A 17,737-nucleotide genomic window follows, 5' to 3' on the forward strand; every position below is an offset into this window, starting at 1 on the left:
AAAATTTCACAAAATATGAAACATCTCTTTTTATTGCTAACTTTTATACTAGGATTTACAAGCTGTGCTCAAAAAGTTAAAATTGAGAATTTCAATTTAATAAGTTATGATATTAACTCATCTAATAAAGTTGAATTTAAATCATATTCTACTATAGATAAAAATGGGAAACTAAATGTTTATATCAATGGTTATAAAGGAGAGACTTACTATTCTTATCAATTGAATGATGAAGAAATTACAATAATAAATCAATTAGATAAAGACAATCTTGAATACTTTATTTCAAAAAAGCAATTGGAACCCAATCATTTTTATGCAGGAGACAGAGATTATATTTCATTTCAAAAAAAGAAAAAGAAAAAAGAAATATGCTTTATCCTTCCTTTAATGAGCCAAGAGTTTCAAGGAATTTTGAAAATGCTTGAAGACAAAATTTACTCGCAGCAAAATACTGCAGAAATTTCAAAATTTAATATTGATTTCAATCAATTAGAAAAAAATATTTTAAAACAAAATCAAATTGACAATTATCTACCACAAAAAACATTACCTCCTCCCCCAATGTCAAGATAATAACTTTTGAATTATGGAAGGATAAGTAATTGTTTTGTGGTAACTATTATAATAAAATTTATGGAAAACTTAAGAGAAGAATTAAAACACAAAATCATCGAAGTTCTTAACCTTGAAGACGTTGCAGTAGAAGAAATCAAAGATACAGATCCTTTATTCGGAGGAGGTCTTGGATTGGATTCTATCGACGCTCTTGAATTGATCGTTCTACTTGATAAAGAATACGGAATCAAATTAGCCGATCCTAAAAAAGGAAAAGAGATTTTCGCTTCTATCGAGACTATGGCGAAATTCATTGAAGAAAACAGAACGAAATAAAATAATTTACCGATGTATCAATGTAACAGTCTAGCAATTGGTAAACTGTTATATTGATACATTGTTACATTTTGCAAAATGGGTCAAAAAATTGCCATAACAGGAATGGGCATCATTTCCTCCATCGGAAACAATGTGGAGGAAAATTTGAGTTCGTTAAAATCCGGAAAACATGGAATTTCAGACATTCAGTTGTTTGAAACACGTCACGCCGGAACTATAAAAACGGGCGAAATCAAATGGTCTAATGAAGAGCTTGTACAGAAACTTCAGTTACATGAAGATAATAATGCTACAAGAACCTCTTTATTAGGAATGGTTGCCGCAAAAGAAGCCGTAGAAAGTGCTGGAATAACCGACATTAATGGATATAAAACAGGTTTGATTTCCTCAACAAGTGTTGGCGGAATGGATATTACCGAAAAATATTTCTACAGCTACGAAGACTTTCCTGAAAAACAAAAATATATTGACGCTCATGATGCAGGAAATTCATCATTGCTGATTGCAGATTATTTGGGTTTAAAAGGAATGGTTTCTACCATCAGTACAGCCTGTTCTTCTGCAGCCAATGCGATTATGATGGGTGCAAAATTGATTAAGAACGGAGTTTTAGACCGTGTAATTGTCGGCGGAACAGATTCTCTTTCAAAATTTACTTTGAATGGTTTCAATACGTTGATGATTCTTACCGACTCATACAACACGCCTTTCGATAACGACAGAAAAGGTTTGAATTTAGGGGAAGCAGCTGCTTTCATTATTTTGGAATCTGATGAAGTCGTGAAAAAGGAAAATAAAAAAGTTCTCGGTTATCTTTCTGGGTATGGAAACGCCAACGATGCTCATCACCAAACCGCTTCTTCAGAAAACGGACAAGGAGCCTATTTAGCGATGGAAAAAGCATTGAAAGTTTCTGGTTTAGATAAAGAAAATATCGATTATATCAATGTTCACGGAACGGCAACTCCCAATAATGATTTATCGGAAGGAATTGCCATGATCAGAATTTTTGGAGAAAACAATGTTCCGGAATTCAGTTCTACGAAAGCATTTACAGGTCATACCTTAGCCGCTGCTGCTGGAATTGAAGCGGTGTATTCTTTATTGGCCATTCAAAACAATCTTATTTTCCCGAATCTGAATTTTAAAACAAAAATGGAGGAATTTGATTTGACGCCGGTAACTGAACTCAAAGAGAAAAACATTAACCACGTTCTTTCCAATTCATTTGGTTTTGGAGGAAACTGTTCAACTTTAATTTTCTCAAAATCATGAGTGTAGTTTACATCAACAGTGCAGCCTGTATCTCGGTTCAGGACACTTTAAATGATAATTTCTTTCAAAATTTACAGCCTATACATTCACCTCAGATTGTAAAAGCTATCGAACCCAATTACAAAGAATTCATCCCTCCTGCAGCCAGCAGAAGAATGTCTAAAACTGTAAAAATGAGTTCTGTGGCTTCGCATTATGCTTTGAAAGAAGCTGGAATCGAAAATCCTGATGCGATTATTGTAGGAACAGGAATGGGATGTTCCCAGGATTCTGAAAAGTTTTTAAAAAATGTGATTGATAACAATGAAGAGTTTTTAACTCCGACTTATTTTATTCAATCTACACACAATACCGTTGCAGGGCAAATTGCTTTAGGTTTGCAATGTCATGCTTACAATTTCACTTATGTAAATACTTCTTCGTCTCTGGAATTCTCTTTTTTAGATGCAAAACTGCAGATTAATGATGACGAAGCAGAAAATGTCTTGGTAGGTTCAACTGACGAACAAACCGACAGAACAATGGAATTGTATCAATTAAACAAAACCATTAAAGAAGAAAAAAATCTTCCCTTTGATTATCTGAACTCAACAACAGACGGTGTAATTTGGGGAGAAGGAGCCAGTTTTTTTGTTTTAGGAAAAGAGAAAACGGAAAGTTCTTATGCTCAACTGAAAGATATTCAAATCAGCAGCAGATTAGATTTAGATGAAACTCAATCATTTGTTGAAGAATTTTTAGCTAAAAATAAGTTAACTGCGAATGATATTGATGCTGTAATTTTAGGTTTCAGCGGAGATGCAAAATCTGATGTGTATTATACAAAAACAATGGATTTATTTCAAAATTCAGCTTTATTGTATTACAAACATTTAAGTGGAGAATTCAATGCAGCGAGTGGTTTTTCAACATTTATGGCTTGTCATATTCTTAAAAACCAGGGAATTCCGGAAGTCATGATGATTAATTCTTTAAAGAAAGAAGAAATTAAAAGCATTCTGCTTTATAATCATTTGGGAGGGAATGATCACAGCTTGGTTTTGTTGGAAAAAGCTTAGTTTGTTTAAAATATTCCAATTGTCATTCTGATGAAGGAAGAATCTCTTAATAATCTTAACTCCTTAAGCTAAAACTTAATGGTTATAATTGAAACATTAAGAGCTATTTAGAGATTAAGAATAGTAAGCTTAGATTCTTCATTTCGCTTCGCTGCATTCAGAATGACAGAATGAAAACATATTGAGAGTAATATAGACCAAAACTCAAAAACAATAAAAGATGAAACATTATTTATTTATCCTATTTTATCTTTTCTGTAACGTTTTTATTTATGCGTTTCACGGTACTTTTTGGGTCTATTTTTTCTGTTTTCTTGGCTTTACTGCCATTCTGACATGGGGTTCATTTGATATTACATTAGGCTATTTTATCAACAGCGTTACTCATAAAAGAACAAGGGTCAAAGAAGTTGCTCTGACTTTCGATGACGGACCGACAGAATTCACTCCGAAGTTTTTAGATCTATTAAAAGAAAACAATGTAAAAGCCACCTTTTTCTGTATTGGCAAACAGATTGAAAAATATCCTGAAACCTTTCAACGAATCATTGCTGAAGGTCATACTATTGGGAATCACACCTATTCACATTCCAACACTACAGGATTTTTATCCGCTTCAAAAGTGGTTGAGGAAATTGAGAAATGTGATGAAGTGATATTGAAACATGGTAATCTAAAAACCGATTTATACCGTCCTCCTTTCGGAGTTACCAATCCAAGTATTGCAAAAGCCATCAAAAAAACTCATAAAAAAAGTATCGGCTGGAATGTCCGTTCTTTAGACACCATTACAGAGGATGAGAAAAAAATTTATAAAAAGGTTACCAAAGGACTCAAAAAGGGGAGCATCATTCTTCTGCACGACACTTCAGAAAAAACGTATAATGTGTTGGTGGATTTATTAGTATTTTTGGAACGTGAAAACTACTCAACGTTTGCGGTTGATTCAATGATTAAAAAACAAAAAAATGATTAAAAATATTGCTTTCCTCGCCTATTTATTGGTTTCAGGTTTCTTTTTTGCACAAAATACGGCAATGTCGGGAGCTGAAGCTAAAGCATTTGTCAATAAGGTCTCATCGGAAACTAAAGAAATAAAAACCTTACAAAGTGATTTTACTCAAACCAAGAAAATGGATTTTTTGGATAAGAGCATTGTAACCTACGGGAAAATGTCCTTAAAAACTCCGAATATCCTGGCTTGGAAATATACAAAACCGTATCAGTACAGCATTGTTTTTAAGGATAATAAAATCTTCATCAACGATCAAGGGAAGAAATCTTCAGTTGATGCTAAAAGCAAAACTTTTGAAAAAATCAATAAACTGATTGTAGGGAGCTCAAACGGACAAATGTTCAACGATCCTGAATTTTCGGTGTCTTATTTGAAAAATGCTAATTTCAACATTGCAAAATTCACCCCAAAATCAGCTCAATTACTGAAATATATCAAGCAAATTGAATTGAGTTTTCCGAAAGGACAATCCACCGTTTCGCAGGTAAATATGACGGAAGCTTCAGGAGATACAACAAATATTGTTTTCAAAAACACAAAAATCAATGCGCCGATCGCTGCTTCAGAATTCAGTTTATAGTCTGATTCTGCTATTGTTTGTATCCTGTAAAACTTACACACTTACAGACGTAAAATCTATTTCCAATTCTGAAAAATCGGTTGAAAATTTATACTTTTCATCCAATGACGATTATGTTTATAAATGTCAAATGGATATTTATAAAAATCACGTCAGCGGAATTTTAATTATTAAAAAAATCAACGAAACGACGCATCGTGTTGTCATGACTTCGGATTTTGGAAACAAACTCATTGATTTTGAAATTTCAGATAATGATTTCAAACTGAATTATGTTCTTCCGGATCTGGATAAAAAAATTGTCATTAATTTCTTAAAAAACGACTTTCAACAACTTTTAAAAAGACAATACCCTGTATCTGAAAGTTTTGAAAATGAAAATTCGAAGATCTACCTTTCTAAAATTGATAAAAAGGGTTATTATTTATTTTTTAACAAAGAAAATGGCTTACTGAAGCAAATCATCTATACGAAAAACAATAAGGAAAAAATCGATTTTACTTTTGATGCAAAAAAACATATCTTCGCGGATAGTTTAAATCTTCAACATAAAGATTTCAAAATCAATATAAAACTATTTCAAATAACCGAAACGGAATAACTTATCATGAAAAAATTATCACTTATACTGATCATTCTTATTTCAAGTTTATCATTTGCACAGGTGACTTTTAACCCTGGAATACGTGCAGGAGCAAATTTTGCAAAATTTACCCAATCTGATAGTGGTATTTATAACTGGTTTGATGAAAATTCCGGATCACATTCTTCAGGTTCCAAAGAAGAAACAGATTTTATTACTGATTTCTATATCGGATTTCAGGGAAATATAAGATTTGCAAAATTTTATGCCTTGCAACCTGAATTGAATTATTCAAGACAAGGAAGTAAAATAAAAGTGGATAATAAAACATATGAACCTAAACTTTCCTATTTCTCTTTCCAGATTGTTAACAAATTTTATTTTGACAACTTCAATATCCACGTTGGTCCATCGATAGACTTTGTATTGGCAAATAAAAATTTTGAACCTTCAAACAATGTAGATTTAGGCTTTTTATTAGGAGCAGGCTATGATATTACTCCTAACTTCGGTATTGAAGCCAGAGTAAAAAAAGGAATTATAGAAGTAGCTTACAGCGGTGATGAAAACAGAACGAATGTTTTGCTTCAGGCAGGAGTTTACTATACATTTAATATGAAAAAATAATTTATGCAGACCATTCTTACAGACTTTTATACCTTAGAATCATACGATAAGACGGAAAACGGAAGTTATACAGCCCATATTAATCTGAATAAGGATCATGACATTTTCAAGGGTCATTTCCCTGGAAATCCTGTAACTCCGGGAGTTTGTATGATGCAGATTGTAAAAGAGCTGACAGAAGAATTCACAGGTAAGAAATTATTTTTAAAGTCAGCTTCCAATGTAAAGTTTATGGCCATTATTAATCCTTTTGAAACTCCTGAATTAACTCTTCAACTTGATATTTCTGAAAACGAGGAGGAAGTAAAAGTGAAAAATACAACTTCTTTTGGCGAGACAATTGCATTAAAAATGTCAGTAAACTATAAAAATCTGATCTAATGAAACTTATCATATCATTGCTAACAGCATTTCTTGTTTTTTTTCAAAGTGATCTTGAAACCTTGAGAAACAGCTATTCTAAAGCTAATTTGTCTACTACCAATTTAGAAGCTTTTGTAAATACTGCTGAAAAACAAACCGGTTCTGATGCTGTAACTAAAGGTTATAAGGCAGCAGCTCAGATCATGGAAGCGAAAATCGCTAAAAAGAATAGAAAATCTCTGGTAAAATCCGGTGCTACCAATTTAGAAAGTATTATAAAGGCTAATCCTAATAATGTTGAACTACGTTTGATCAGACTAAGCGTTCAGGAAAACATTCCGAAAATCGTAGGATACAGAGGTAGTTTAAAAGATGATAAAGCCTTCATCCTCAACAATTATGGTAAGCAAAATATTGCCTTAAAAAACTATATTAAAAATTTTGCATCACAATCTAAAACCATTTCGGCAGAAGAAAGAGCAACTTTAAAATAAAACAATGACCCTCTCTGAAGTACAAAATGCAATTTCCGAAAAGAAAATCTGCGTTTTAATACCTACTTACAACAATGAAAAAACTCTGAAGAGAGTAATTGACGGTGTTTTAGAATACACAGAAAATATCATTGTCGTAAATGATGGCTCTACCGATTCTACCGCTCAGATTTTACAGAATTATCCGACTATTGAAGTTATTTCTTTATCTGAAAATAAAGGAAAAGGAAACGGACTGAAAACAGGATTTAAAAAAGCTAAAAAATCAGGTTTTGATTATGTGATAACGATCGACTCTGACGGACAGCATTATCCGGATGACATTCCTGTTTTTGTAGAAGCTTTATTAAAGGAAAACGAGGATGTTTTACTCATCGGAAACAGAAATATGTCTCAGGACGGAATTCCTAAAAAAAGCAGTTTCGGAAACCGTTTTTCTAATTTCTGGTTCTGGTTTGAAACAGGAATTAAACTTGAAGATACCCAATCCGGGTATAGATTATATCCGTTACACAGAATTCCAAAGAAATATTTCACTCCAAAATTTGAGTTTGAAATCGAAATTATTGTTAGGACAGCTTGGAGACACGTTCCCGTAAAAAACGTTCCGATTAAAGTTTTGTATGACCCTGCGGAAAGGGTTTCTCATTTCAGACCTTTCAAGGATTTCACGAGGATCAGCATTCTGAATACGATTTTGGTGACGATTACCTTGCTGTATATTATTCCGCGAAACTTTATCAATAATTTCAAAAAAAAAAGCTTTAAAAGATTTATAAAAGAAGATGTGTTGGAAAGTGACGGAACCAATCGCACAAAGGCATTTTCCGTTGCTCTCGGTGTTTTTATCGGGTTTTCTCCGTTTTGGGGATTTCAGACTTTATTGGTCATTTCTTTAGCCGTTCTTTTCAAACTTAATAAAGTACTGGCTTTTGTGGCTTCCAATGTGAGTTTACCTCCGTTTATTCCGTTTGTTATTGCTGCTTCCTTGTTTTTAGGAGCTCCTTTTGTGAGCGGAGATAGTAATGTTTTTAGTCAGGATCTGAACTTTGACTTGGTGAAAAACAATCTCCTTCAGTATGTAATCGGAAGTATGATTTTAGCGAGCACAACGTCTTTACTTTCAGGTATTGCTACATTTCTGTTTTTGAATAAAGTAAATCCTGAGAATAACTGATTTTTCTAACTTCGTTACTAGTTTCTAGGATTCGGCGGCGGCAAAGCCGCCGCCGAATCCTAGAAACTACCTCAACTTCTTCAACGTTTTCTTCAAATACTTCTCCACATTTTCTTTATCCGGAACGGTTGTAATTTCTTTAGACAATACCTTTTCAAACTCAACTTTGGCTTTTTGATATTCTTTTTTGTTAAAATAATATTTCCCAGCCTGATAATACACCAGCCAAAAGTCAGGATTTAGAGATTGATAAAAAGGTAAAAAGTCATCAGTAAGAAGAATACCTTTATTATGAATAGCATCATTAATTTTCGAGCTCATATTTTTATAATACTCATAATTTTCATATTCCTCAGAATCCACAAAAGGATCTTTGGTAATATTTAATTCTGATCTTGAAAATGTACCATTCTGTGTTCTTTTTTCCGAGAAGATCTCATTCAGATCATAACAGACAAATTCGCCTAATTGATACGGATTGGAAGATACCCAAACCAATTTTTTCTGAGGCGAAAAAATCACTGCGTGATGTGCCAAAAGCTGATTGATTGCTTTCTCGTTACCATAACCAATACTTTCACCTTTCAACCCGGATTTATCTCTTAAAATCGAAACCATTTTCTCAGGATTCAGCTTCTTATTTTCCTGTAAAAGTTCCTGCAATTTCTCGTACCTATATTCGGAATGGCTGTCTATAATATGTTTCTGGTTTCTTTTATCATCTTTGTAAGCATCAGATTGAAAATGATTGGTACAAAAAACCCGGCTTGTATTTTCCACTTTGTATACCCCAAAATTATTCGGAGATACTTCAATAATCACAGCATTTTTATCATTAGCGCTTCCAACCAAAATTGATTCCGAAACAAAAACTTTTCTCTTTTTAGCAATTGCAATAGCTTCATCTATATTTCTTGCATATTGTAAAATCTCTCGTGTCACCAAAGAAATTGGTGTTTTCGCCGTTAATGGAATTTTAGATTTTCCGGCATTGATGGTCACTGTAATTCCTTCTTTATTCATTCCGGAAACCACTCCGATCATTCCTGGCCAACTTACAGATAAATAGGGAATTCCGACTTCCGGTTCTACAAATTCCACCAGTTTATTTTTAGCAAAATCATCCCCTACGTAAAAGTCAAAATTTCTTCCGATGAGCAAGTCTCCATCTTCCGTATTTTCATTCCAAACGGCAAGAGACGTGCAACCCACCATCATCAAATCCTGCATAGCATGACCAATATCGTGAGCTCCATGCAGATACAAACTTCTCAGATATTTAGGTGCAATAAAATCATATTTATCAGATGAATACTGAGATAATCCGTACAATTCTGCCTGAAAATCATTTCTGACATTCAGATACATTTTCCGGTTGTACCATTTCAGGAAGTTTCTCAACAGGTATTGTTTAAATTTTGAAGGAACAAATCCTTCCACTTTAGAGAAAAAAATTTCTTCCTGTTTCTGCATTAGACTTTGGGTTAAAGCCCCATTATTATAACCCAGCTGCAAAGGATTCCCTTTAATATACAACTCCCAAAGCTGCTGTTTGTTTTTCGTTAAATAATTTTGATTGAAACTAAAAGTAGAATCGTTGATCTTATTCACTTTCGGAATTTCAAGTGAATATTGTTTGACATCTGGAGTATGTTTGATTGATTTTCGAACACCACAAGACGTGAAGCTAGCAATAAAAAGAATACTAAATAAAAATCGCCAAATGTCATTCTGACGATAGGAAGAATCTCTATGAATTAATTTAGATTCTTCACTACATTTCATTCCGCTCAGAATGACAGGTTGCAAAGTTATTTTGCTATTATTCCTCACTTTTATTTTTATTAATCATTTGTGTCAAGCTATTATCAATTCTATCTTTTCCTAAAATTTCAGCACAGGTATTGAATGCACCAATAGTACAGCCTAAAATTCCGTGCATATTAACAGACTGGCCCGTGAGAAAGAGATTATCGATCTTTGTACGGGGGGAAACCATTGTTTTTAAAGGATTTTCGGAGGTTTTGACATATCCGTACATATTTCCGTCAAAACTACCAATATAATCACGGTAAGATAGTGGCGAAGAAGTATACACCTTTTTTATAGACTCTCTCAAACCGGGAATTTTTCGTTCGAGAGCAGCAATCATTTTTTCTGCTTTTTCAAGCTTGAATTGTTCATACAGTTTTCCTCTTTCATGTTCGTCTGCAACTGTATTGAACGTCTTTTCCCATTCTTTTACCTCATCAAAATCCATATAAGAAATCGCGGTTAAACTTTCTGCAAATTCAGGATGATGTTTAGAAGGCGTTGTGGAAAGCATATAGGTTTCCGGCCAGGAATTTTTATCGTAACGATAGGCATTCCAAACCAACTCTTCAGATGAATAATGATAAATATTATAATCATTGTTCGGAACTGAATTCGGTTTCAGCACCAAATACACACTGAAACAAGAAGAAACAGGTTCCCAGCTCAGAACACGATTCAAAAAAGATTTTTTCAGCCTTTCTTTTCCAATTAATGGGATCAGTGATCGAATTTCTATGTTTGAAATAAATTTTTTCGCAGAATATTCTTTTCCTGATCTTGTTTTTACGGAAGTTAATCTATTCTCTTCGTTAAAATTCATTTCAGAAACTTCAGAATGACGATGAATTTCAGCTCCATATTCACGAAGCTTTTTCACCAAAAGTTTTGAAATCTGGCTTCCTCCTTTTGTACATTTATAAGCACTCTGTATATAGGAATTAACCGTCAATGCATGCACATAAAAAGGAGTGTTTTCAGAATCTCCGGCATAAAGAAAATTGGAGCCCAGCAATACCGCCTGCAATTTTTTATTCGAAGTTATGGATTCTATAAATCTTCTTGTATTTAAATGGAGGATTTCTTCGTTGTAATTATCTTTTCCTACGACATTATATCTAGGAAAATAATTGCAAATTTCCTGGATTTCCTGACAATAAATTTCTAAATTCTGTCTTTCTTCAGGAAAATACTGGGCCAGTTGATGGACGAAGTTTTCATAACCTTGCGCATGAGGATATTCTGTTTCATCTTCTCCAAAGGTGATTTTATCATACCCATCTTCATTCATTTTATAGAGCTGAAGTTCATCCATAATTTCCAGATAAGAGAAAAAATGGTTTAGATTCTGACCTTCTGAAAGTCCTCCAATATAATGGACACCGGTATCAAAGATTAATTTATCTCGTGAAAACGTCTGTAAATTCCCTCCAAACTGATTATTTTTTTCCAGCACACACACTTTCTGCCCTTCTTTAGCCAGAATAAGAGCCGAAACAAGACCTCCCAATCCACTTCCGATTACAAGTATGTCAAATTCTTTTTTCAAAGGAGAAAAGCTGTGTTTTTATGATTGGGGAATTATTCTAAAATTAAAAGCTAATTATTTTAAAAATACGGCTTTAATTCCTCAATTATGTTAATGGTTAAGTTTTTAAATTTGTGGAGGTAAAAGTATGGAATTAATCTATATCATCCCAAAAATCAAAGTAATTGAACCATTGCAAAGGATATTTTTCCAGCATAGATTCAAGATTTTGGGTATAAGAGTTTAAAAGTCCTTGTGCATCACGCTTTTTAACATTTTGTGCCACTCTTGCATATAAGTGATAATGAAGATTCTTTTCTTTCATTACATAAACATATACAACCGGAACTCCCAGTCTGGAAGCAATAAGAAACGGACCTGCCGGAAACTTCGCCGTTTTTCCAAGCAACTCCCCTTCCAGATATTTTGAACCTTCAAAATAACGATCTCCGGTAAAACAGATCAGTTCGTTTTTAGATAAGGCTTCATTGATATCGAAAATATGCGACATATCTTCTTTCACATAGATGAACTTGATAGAACTCTTATTAACAGCTACACTTTCAAGATATTCTTTAATAACGGTGACTTCCTGATCTGTAGTCACTAAATTAATCTGACAATCAAAGTCAATATCTGCAAAAAAGCGTTCGGCAATTTCAAAATTTCCGATATGGGCACTTATTAGAACTCCTCCTTTTTTTTCTGCTAAAAGATTTTTAAGATTTTCAACTCCGTCAAATTCGTACGTAAATTTTTCTCTGAGACCTGCAGAAATTGCCGTTTTATCGATCAATACCTTACCAAATGTAAAATAGCTTTTGAAAACAGAAAATTTTGTTTTCCATGAGCTATAATTCAGCCTTTTATGGAAATAATAAGAAATATATCGGTTGCTTTTTTTCAGAAATAAAAAATAGTAGGCAGCAACGAAATATAAAACTAGATATGAACTTCGGATCCCGATATTTCTAATGCACCAAACGAATATTTTATATCCTAAAATAGTGCCTTTAGATTTACCTTTCCATTTGTTCATAGTTCTAATTTAGCAATGCATCAGTCTAACAATGTAACAATATTTTAAACATTGATAAACGGATGCATCGCTATATTGTTACATTGTTAGAGTAGATTTTTAATCGATAGTTATGCGTTTTTTTCAGCGATTTTATTTTCAATTATCGTGTAGAAATCATCAAATGTTACCATCTGCTTAAAGTCTGCTTCCCCTAATTTCACACCGAAATTAGACTCTATAACAACCACAAGATCAATATAATCCAAACTATCTAAGCCAAGGGTTTTCTTAAGATTAGCATCGTTGCTGATCTCATCCCCATCTACTTCAAATTCATTAATCAAAAAATCATTTGCTATAGCAATAATTTTTTCTCTTTCCATGTTTTTAATCAAATTTTTTAACTATTAATGCGGAGTTGGTTCCCCCAAATCCGAAAGAATTCGACAAAAATACATCAATTTTTTGACTTTTTGTTTTTGGGATCAGATTTATCTTTTGAGCGTCTTCGTCTGGAGTTTCCAGATTAATATTCGGAGCGATGAAATCATTCTGCATCATCAGAATGGAGTAAATCACTTCACTTGCACCTGCCATCCAACATTCATGTCCTGTCATCGATTTTGTAGAACTGACCGGAACTTCGCTTCCGAAGATTTCATAAATCGCTCTTGCTTCATTGGTATCTCCGATCGGAGTAGAAGTTGCATGAGCATTAATATAGTCTATATTTTCGGCTTCTAATCCTGATTGTTTCAAAGCTCTGTTCATCGCTAAAGCCGGCCCATCAACATTCGGTGTTGAGATATGACCTCCGTTTGAGGAGAATCCATATCCTACGATCTCTGCCAAGATCGGAACTCCTCTTCTTTGAGCAGATTCTAAACTTTCAACAATTAAAGTCGCTGCTCCTCCGCTCGGAATAAGCCCGTCTCTGGCTGAATCGAAAGGTCTTGACGCTTTTGTCGGTTCATCTTCTCTCACTGAAAAAACGCCTAAGCCGTCAAAACTTGCCATTGAATATTTATTAGTTTCCTGAGCTCCTCCACAAACAATCATATCCTGAAAACCATTCTTAATCATCATATAAGCCAATCCAAGGGAATGTGATCCGCTTGCACAAGCCGCGCTGATGGTAAGATTGATTCCTCTCAACTTAAATATCGTTGAAAGATTCATCGTAACCGTAGAGTTCATCGATTTGAAGATCGCTCCTGAACCCATCAATGTTGTATCTTTCTTTTCTCTGGCAATGTCGATAGATTCTACCACAGCCTGAGAAACACTGTCGTTTCCGTATAAAATCCCAACTTCATTGTCATCTAGGAAATCCTGATCCAGGTTTGCCTGTTTAAGTGCATCAATTGTCGCAAGATAAGCGTATTCGCTTTCTTCTCCCATGCTTACACGTTGCCTTCTGTTCAAAAGATTTTTTAAATCCGGTTTCGGAACGACTCCCGTAAGCCCCGATCTGAACCCAAATTCTTTTCTTTCTTTATCTAAAATAATTCCGGATTTACCTTGATATAGGGATTCTCTGACTTCTTCCAGAGAAGTTCCGATGCAAGAATAAATTCCCATTCCGGTAATTACAACCCTATTTTCCATTTACTGATGATTATGAATAAATTCCACCATTAATATTAATTACTTCTCCCGTAATGTAAGAAGCTTTTCTTGACGCCAGAAATGCAACTAAATCTGCCACTTCTTCGGCTTCTCCAAATCTGTTTGCAGGAATCATGGCTTTTAATTCATCTTCATTAAAATCCTGTGTCATATCTGTTCTGATAAATCCAGGTGCCACTGCATTTACTGTAATATTTCTCTTTGCCACTTCCTGAGCCAACGCTTTTGTAGCTCCAACCAAAGCTCCTTTTGCTGCCGAATAATTGGTTTGTCCAGCTGTTCCTTTCACTCCTGAAACTGAAACCATATTGATAATTCTGCCATATTTGTTACGCAATAATTTCTGAATGAAGAAATTGGTAACGTTATAAAAACCATTTAAACTTGTATTGATCACAGAATTCCAGTCTTCACTCGGCATCCACATAAATAATCCGTCTCTTGTGATTCCCGCATTATTTACAATAACCTCAACCACAAAACTTGGATTTCTTTCCTGCCATTCTGTTAAAACCTTTTGAGTTTCTTCAGCATTTCCGACATCGAATTTCAGAATTTCTCCGGTTGCTCCCAGTTCTTCAATTGTAGTCAAAGTTTGTTTTGCTGCAGCTTCATTAGAAGTGTAGTTGATAAGGATATGATAATTTTTTTCTTCTGCGAGTTTTAAACAGATTGCTCTTCCGATTCCTCTGGAGCCTCCTGTTACAATAGCACATTTCATGGTGTTTTATTTCTTAATTTATATAGTATTGACAAGTAAACCATGTCAATAATTACATGTTTTTAAAATATTTTTTTACTTCTTCCAGATATGGATACATGATCATATCTTCTGAAAAAGCAGGAATGATCTTTCTAATATCATCATACAACGCTTTCGTTGCCGAAGAAACTTTATCCTGATAGCCCAGATATTCAATCGCCTGAACAATTGTGATGGCCTCAATAGAAAGAACTTCAAATGCATTCTCAATCACCTTTCTGCAAATTACCGCCGCATTTGTTCCCATGCTCACAATATCCTGATTGTCATTATTATTAGGAATACTATGAACATACATTGAATTTGACAACATTTGACTTTCTGCCGTAGTAGAAGTTGCTGTAAACTGAACTCCCTGCATCCCGAAATTAAAGCCTAATTTACCTAAATTTACAAAAGGTGGCAAAATCTCATTGATCTTAGCATTCAAAAGATAATTTAGCTGTCTTTCAGCCAACATGGTCAGTTTAGTAACCACAATTTTTAACTTATCCATTTCCAAAGAAATATAGTCTCCGTGGAAATTTCCTCCATGATACACATGCTGATCTTCAACATTAATAATAGGATTATCATTTGCTGAGTTGATCTCATCTTCAAGAACTTTCTCGGTAAATTCCAATGTATCCAAAACAGGCCCTAAGATCTGTGGAACACATCGTATTGAGTAATATTCCTGAACTTTATCTTTAAAAACTTTATCCTGTTCTTCAAAGTGAGTATAAAGATGTTCTTCTCTTTTTCTCACCAATTTACTGTCTGATAAATGATTTCTCATTTTCTCAGCAATTTTTTGCTGACCGGCATGTCTTTTTGTCCCGTTTAACGCTGCTGACAAGTGATCATCATAAGCAAGAACAATTTCGTTAATCGCACAAGAGAGTTTGATCGAAATATCTGTCAATTGATTGGCTTTGTAAGCATTCACAGCACCAATTCCGGACATTACGGAAGTTCCGTTCATTAAAGCCAAACCTTCACGAATCTCTACATGAATAGGTTCAAGCCCTTCGATAGCAAAAATTTCTTTTGTTGATCTTCTTTCTCCTTTATAAAAAACTTCACCTTCCCCGATCAGAACTAAAGCTAGATGAGCCAATTGTACTAAATCTCCACTCGCTCCTACTCCTCCGTGCTCGAAAATAAGTGGTGTAATATTTCTGTTAATAAGTTCTTGAAGCAAGTTCACCACAGAAATATGTACTCCGGAATTTCCCAATGATAAGGTATTCAATCTCGCCAGCATAGCAGCTTTCACCTCATCTTCCGGCAAAGGATTTCCAATTCCTGAAGAATGGCTTCTGATCAAATTATACTGCAATTGATGTGTATCATCATCATTGATTTTGAATTGAGCCATCGGTCCGAAACCGGTATTCACCCCATATATTACTTTATTTTTAGAAAAATCTTTCAGAAACTGAAAGCTTGCTTCAACTCTCTGCAAAACAGTTTCATTAAGCTCTATTGTTTCTTTTTCGATAATAATCTTCTGAAAATCCCTCAGTTCTAAAAAGTTATTTATTTTCATCAATTAAAAGTAATAATATATAATTTTGTAATATGTAATTAATTGTCACTAATTTTGCGGCAAAGATAGAAGTAATTATCAAAATAAAAAATCAAAGATGAACAAAGAATTTGTTGACGTTCTCGTAATCGGAGCTGGACCTTCCGGATGCGTATCTTCTTCATACTTAAAGAAGAACAATGTCAGCGTGAAAGTTGTTGAAAAAACAAAATTTCCCAGACTGGTTGTAGGTGAAAGCTTAATTCCTAGAGTAATGGATCATTTTGATGAGGCCGGACTTTTTCCTGCTTTGGATAAAATGGGATTTGAGAAAAAACTTGGAGCAAGATTTTTAAGAGGTGATGAAGTCTGCATTTTTGATTTTAGTGATAAATTCGGAGAAGGTTGGGATTGGACTTGGCAGGTTCCTAGAGCTGATTTTGATAATACATTGGCACAGGAAGTGATCAACAAAGGTATTGATCTGGAATTTGAAGCTGAAGTTATTGATATTCAATTTAACGGAACAGATTCTATAACCACCGTAAAAAATAAGAACGGAGAAACTAAAGAAATTCATGCAAAATTCGTTATTGATTCCAGTGGTTACGGAAGAGTTCTCCCTAGATTATTAGATTTAGAAAAGCCTTCGAAACTATCTCCACATTCCGCCATTTTCGCTCATGTAGAAGACATCAACAGAGAAGAAGGAGAAGAAGGGACATTGATTTCTTTTGATATTATTGAGACCGAAGTCTGGCTTTGGGTCATTCCTTTCTCAAACGGAAATACAAGCTTAGGAATTGTAGGACCAACTGATTACATTGAGAAATTAATCGAAAACGGAGATGCAACAGAAGCGCTGAGAAAAGCAATTTCTCTTTCCGAATATTATGTAAAACGTTTCGGAAATGTAGATTTCCTTTTTGAACCGAGACATTTGAAAGATTATTCTTGCTCAGTAAAAAGCTTGTTCGGAGACGGATTTGCCTTGACAGGAAATGCTTCAGAATTTCTGGATCCTGTTTTCTCTTCAGGAATGGCATTTGCAACAGAATCCGGAATGTTAGCAGCAAAATTGGCTTTACGACAACTCAATGGAGAAAAAATCGACTGGCAAAAAGAATACACCGATTATATTTTATACGGCGTAGATGTTTTCACTACCTATGTAAAAGAATGGTACACCGGAAATCTTCAGGAACTGTTTTTCCATCAACCGGAAAATCCTGAGGTAAAGAAGAAAATATGCGCTGTTTTAGCAGGATATGTATGGAACAAAGACAATCCTTTTGTAAAAAAACATGATACTGTCATCAAAAATCTAGCGAATCTCATTAAGCTGGAAAAACTTGAACAGCAAAATCAACAATAAAAAAAGCGGTCTGAGATTCAGACCGCTTTT

The 17,737-nt window shown here is 34.2% G+C and carries 19 protein-coding genes; 12 read left to right on the forward strand and 7 right to left on the reverse strand.

The window, feature by feature from the left end; all coding sequences use genetic code 11:
• Nucleotides 1–15: 15 nt before the first annotated feature.
• The 11 genes from LV842_RS03565 (at nt 16) to LV842_RS03615 (ending at nt 8,069) form a co-directional block, all read left to right on the forward strand.
• Entirely contained in the window at nt 16–576 is a 561-nt protein-coding gene (locus LV842_RS03565) for a hypothetical protein (protein ID WP_233110090.1), read from the forward strand.
• A gap of 60 nt (nt 577–636) precedes the next feature.
• Nucleotides 637–894, forward strand: coding sequence for a phosphopantetheine-binding protein (locus tag LV842_RS03570; RefSeq protein ID WP_233110091.1), 258 nt, complete (start codon nt 637–639; stop codon nt 892–894).
• Between the two features lie 78 nt (nt 895–972).
• Nucleotides 973–2,172, forward strand: coding sequence for a beta-ketoacyl-[acyl-carrier-protein] synthase family protein (locus LV842_RS03575; protein WP_233110092.1), 1,200 nt, complete (start codon nt 973–975; stop codon nt 2,170–2,172).
• A complete protein-coding gene (locus LV842_RS03580) occupies nt 2,169–3,230 on the forward strand; it encodes a beta-ketoacyl synthase N-terminal-like domain-containing protein (protein WP_233110093.1) in 1,062 nt (353 codons plus the stop codon). Before LV842_RS03575 ends, LV842_RS03580 begins: the two co-directional genes overlap by 4 nt.
• Before the next feature lie 220 nt (nt 3,231–3,450).
• Complete coding sequence (locus LV842_RS03585; protein ID WP_233110094.1) at nt 3,451–4,206, forward strand: polysaccharide deacetylase family protein; 756 nt, start codon at nt 3,451–3,453, stop codon at nt 4,204–4,206.
• Nucleotides 4,199–4,825: a LolA family protein gene (locus tag LV842_RS03590; RefSeq protein WP_233110095.1), complete on the forward strand. Its 627-nt coding sequence runs from the start codon at nt 4,199–4,201 to the stop codon at nt 4,823–4,825. The genes LV842_RS03585 and LV842_RS03590 overlap by 8 nt, the downstream gene beginning before the upstream one ends.
• Entirely contained in the window at nt 4,791–5,426 is a 636-nt protein-coding gene (locus tag LV842_RS03595) for a hypothetical protein (protein WP_233110096.1), read from the forward strand. Before LV842_RS03590 ends, LV842_RS03595 begins: the two co-directional genes overlap by 35 nt.
• Before the next feature lie 6 nt (nt 5,427–5,432).
• Nucleotides 5,433–6,035: an outer membrane beta-barrel protein gene (locus tag LV842_RS03600; RefSeq protein WP_233110097.1), complete on the forward strand. Its 603-nt coding sequence runs from the start codon at nt 5,433–5,435 to the stop codon at nt 6,033–6,035.
• A 3-nt stretch (nt 6,036–6,038) separates the two neighbouring features.
• Nucleotides 6,039–6,416 carry a 3-hydroxyacyl-ACP dehydratase gene (locus LV842_RS03605; RefSeq protein WP_233110098.1) on the forward strand — a complete coding sequence of 126 codons (378 nt, stop codon included), beginning with the start codon at nt 6,039–6,041 and terminating at the stop codon, nt 6,414–6,416.
• Nucleotides 6,416–6,892, forward strand: coding sequence for a hypothetical protein (locus LV842_RS03610; protein ID WP_233110099.1), 477 nt, complete (start codon nt 6,416–6,418; stop codon nt 6,890–6,892). Before LV842_RS03605 ends, LV842_RS03610 begins: the two co-directional genes overlap by 1 nt.
• Before the next feature lie 4 nt (nt 6,893–6,896).
• On the forward strand, nt 6,897–8,069 hold the full coding sequence (locus tag LV842_RS03615) for a DUF2062 domain-containing protein (protein ID WP_233110100.1): 1,173 nt from the start codon (nt 6,897–6,899) through the stop codon (nt 8,067–8,069).
• A 66-nt stretch (nt 8,070–8,135) separates the two neighbouring features.
• Here LV842_RS03615 and LV842_RS03620 read toward each other — a convergent pair whose 3' ends face one another.
• The 7 genes from LV842_RS03620 to LV842_RS03650 form a co-directional block, all read right to left on the reverse strand.
• Nucleotides 8,136–9,854, reverse strand: coding sequence for a C45 family autoproteolytic acyltransferase/hydolase (locus LV842_RS03620; protein WP_233110644.1), 1,719 nt, complete (start codon nt 9,852–9,854; stop codon nt 8,136–8,138).
• 37 nt (nt 9,855–9,891) lie between these two features.
• The gene (locus LV842_RS03625; RefSeq protein WP_233110101.1) at nt 9,892–11,430 is read right to left on the reverse strand and encodes a phytoene desaturase family protein; all 1,539 of its coding nucleotides are present in this window, start codon (nt 11,428–11,430) and stop codon (nt 9,892–9,894) included.
• A gap of 133 nt (nt 11,431–11,563) precedes the next feature.
• Nucleotides 11,564–12,448 carry an LpxL/LpxP family acyltransferase gene (locus LV842_RS03630; RefSeq protein ID WP_233110102.1) on the reverse strand — a complete coding sequence of 295 codons (885 nt, stop codon included), beginning with the start codon at nt 12,446–12,448 and terminating at the stop codon, nt 11,564–11,566.
• A 110-nt stretch (nt 12,449–12,558) separates the two neighbouring features.
• The gene (locus LV842_RS03635) at nt 12,559–12,813 is read right to left on the reverse strand and encodes an acyl carrier protein (protein ID WP_233110103.1); all 255 of its coding nucleotides are present in this window, start codon (nt 12,811–12,813) and stop codon (nt 12,559–12,561) included.
• A 4-nt stretch (nt 12,814–12,817) separates the two neighbouring features.
• A complete protein-coding gene (locus tag LV842_RS03640) occupies nt 12,818–14,038 on the reverse strand; it encodes a beta-ketoacyl-[acyl-carrier-protein] synthase family protein (protein ID WP_233110104.1) in 1,221 nt (406 codons plus the stop codon).
• A gap of 10 nt (nt 14,039–14,048) precedes the next feature.
• Nucleotides 14,049–14,780, reverse strand: coding sequence for a 3-oxoacyl-ACP reductase FabG (gene fabG, locus LV842_RS03645; protein ID WP_233110105.1), 732 nt, complete (start codon nt 14,778–14,780; stop codon nt 14,049–14,051).
• Nucleotides 14,781–14,832: 52 nt separating this feature from the next.
• Nucleotides 14,833–16,353, reverse strand: coding sequence for an HAL/PAL/TAL family ammonia-lyase (locus LV842_RS03650; protein WP_233110106.1), 1,521 nt, complete (start codon nt 16,351–16,353; stop codon nt 14,833–14,835).
• Nucleotides 16,354–16,450: 97 nt separating this feature from the next.
• On the opposite strand from LV842_RS03650, the gene LV842_RS03655 reads away from it, so the two are divergent.
• Complete coding sequence (locus tag LV842_RS03655; protein ID WP_233110107.1) at nt 16,451–17,707, forward strand: NAD(P)/FAD-dependent oxidoreductase; 1,257 nt, start codon at nt 16,451–16,453, stop codon at nt 17,705–17,707.
• The last annotated feature ends 30 nt before the right edge of the window (nt 17,708–17,737 follow it).

Source organism: Chryseobacterium gwangjuense, from assembly GCF_021311115.1.
GTDB classification, from domain to species: domain Bacteria; phylum Bacteroidota; class Bacteroidia; order Flavobacteriales; family Weeksellaceae; genus Chryseobacterium; species Chryseobacterium gwangjuense.

Bases quoted from the DNA above. Each gene is read 5' to 3' on its own strand.
- LV842_RS03650 (WP_233110106.1), bottom strand. From the start codon at position 16,353: ATGAAAATAAATAACTTTTTAGAACTGAGGGATTTTCAGAAGATTATT.
- LV842_RS03620 (WP_233110644.1), bottom strand. From the start codon at position 9,854: ATGAAATGTAGTGAAGAATCTAAATTAATTCATAGAGATTCTTCCTAT.
- fabG (WP_233110105.1), bottom strand. From the start codon at position 14,780: ATGAAATGTGCTATTGTAACAGGAGGCTCCAGAGGAATCGGAAGAGCA.
- LV842_RS03575 (WP_233110092.1), top strand. From the start codon at position 973: ATGGGTCAAAAAATTGCCATAACAGGAATGGGCATCATTTCCTCCATC.
- LV842_RS03655 (WP_233110107.1), top strand. From the start codon at position 16,451: ATGAACAAAGAATTTGTTGACGTTCTCGTAATCGGAGCTGGACCTTCC.
- LV842_RS03605 (WP_233110098.1), top strand. From the start codon at position 6,039: ATGCAGACCATTCTTACAGACTTTTATACCTTAGAATCATACGATAAG.
- LV842_RS03565 (WP_233110090.1), top strand. From the start codon at position 16: ATGAAACATCTCTTTTTATTGCTAACTTTTATACTAGGATTTACAAGC.
- LV842_RS03630 (WP_233110102.1), bottom strand. From the start codon at position 12,448: ATGAACAAATGGAAAGGTAAATCTAAAGGCACTATTTTAGGATATAAA.
- LV842_RS03585 (WP_233110094.1), top strand. From the start codon at position 3,451: ATGAAACATTATTTATTTATCCTATTTTATCTTTTCTGTAACGTTTTT.
- LV842_RS03595 (WP_233110096.1), top strand. From the start codon at position 4,791: ATGCGCCGATCGCTGCTTCAGAATTCAGTTTATAGTCTGATTCTGCTA.
- LV842_RS03610 (WP_233110099.1), top strand. From the start codon at position 6,416: ATGAAACTTATCATATCATTGCTAACAGCATTTCTTGTTTTTTTTCAA.
- LV842_RS03580 (WP_233110093.1), top strand. From the start codon at position 2,169: ATGAGTGTAGTTTACATCAACAGTGCAGCCTGTATCTCGGTTCAGGAC.
- LV842_RS03570 (WP_233110091.1), top strand. From the start codon at position 637: ATGGAAAACTTAAGAGAAGAATTAAAACACAAAATCATCGAAGTTCTT.
- LV842_RS03640 (WP_233110104.1), bottom strand. From the start codon at position 14,038: ATGGAAAATAGGGTTGTAATTACCGGAATGGGAATTTATTCTTGCATC.
- LV842_RS03600 (WP_233110097.1), top strand. From the start codon at position 5,433: ATGAAAAAATTATCACTTATACTGATCATTCTTATTTCAAGTTTATCA.
- LV842_RS03590 (WP_233110095.1), top strand. From the start codon at position 4,199: ATGATTAAAAATATTGCTTTCCTCGCCTATTTATTGGTTTCAGGTTTC.
- LV842_RS03635 (WP_233110103.1), bottom strand. From the start codon at position 12,813: ATGGAAAGAGAAAAAATTATTGCTATAGCAAATGATTTTTTGATTAAT.
- LV842_RS03615 (WP_233110100.1), top strand. From the start codon at position 6,897: ATGACCCTCTCTGAAGTACAAAATGCAATTTCCGAAAAGAAAATCTGC.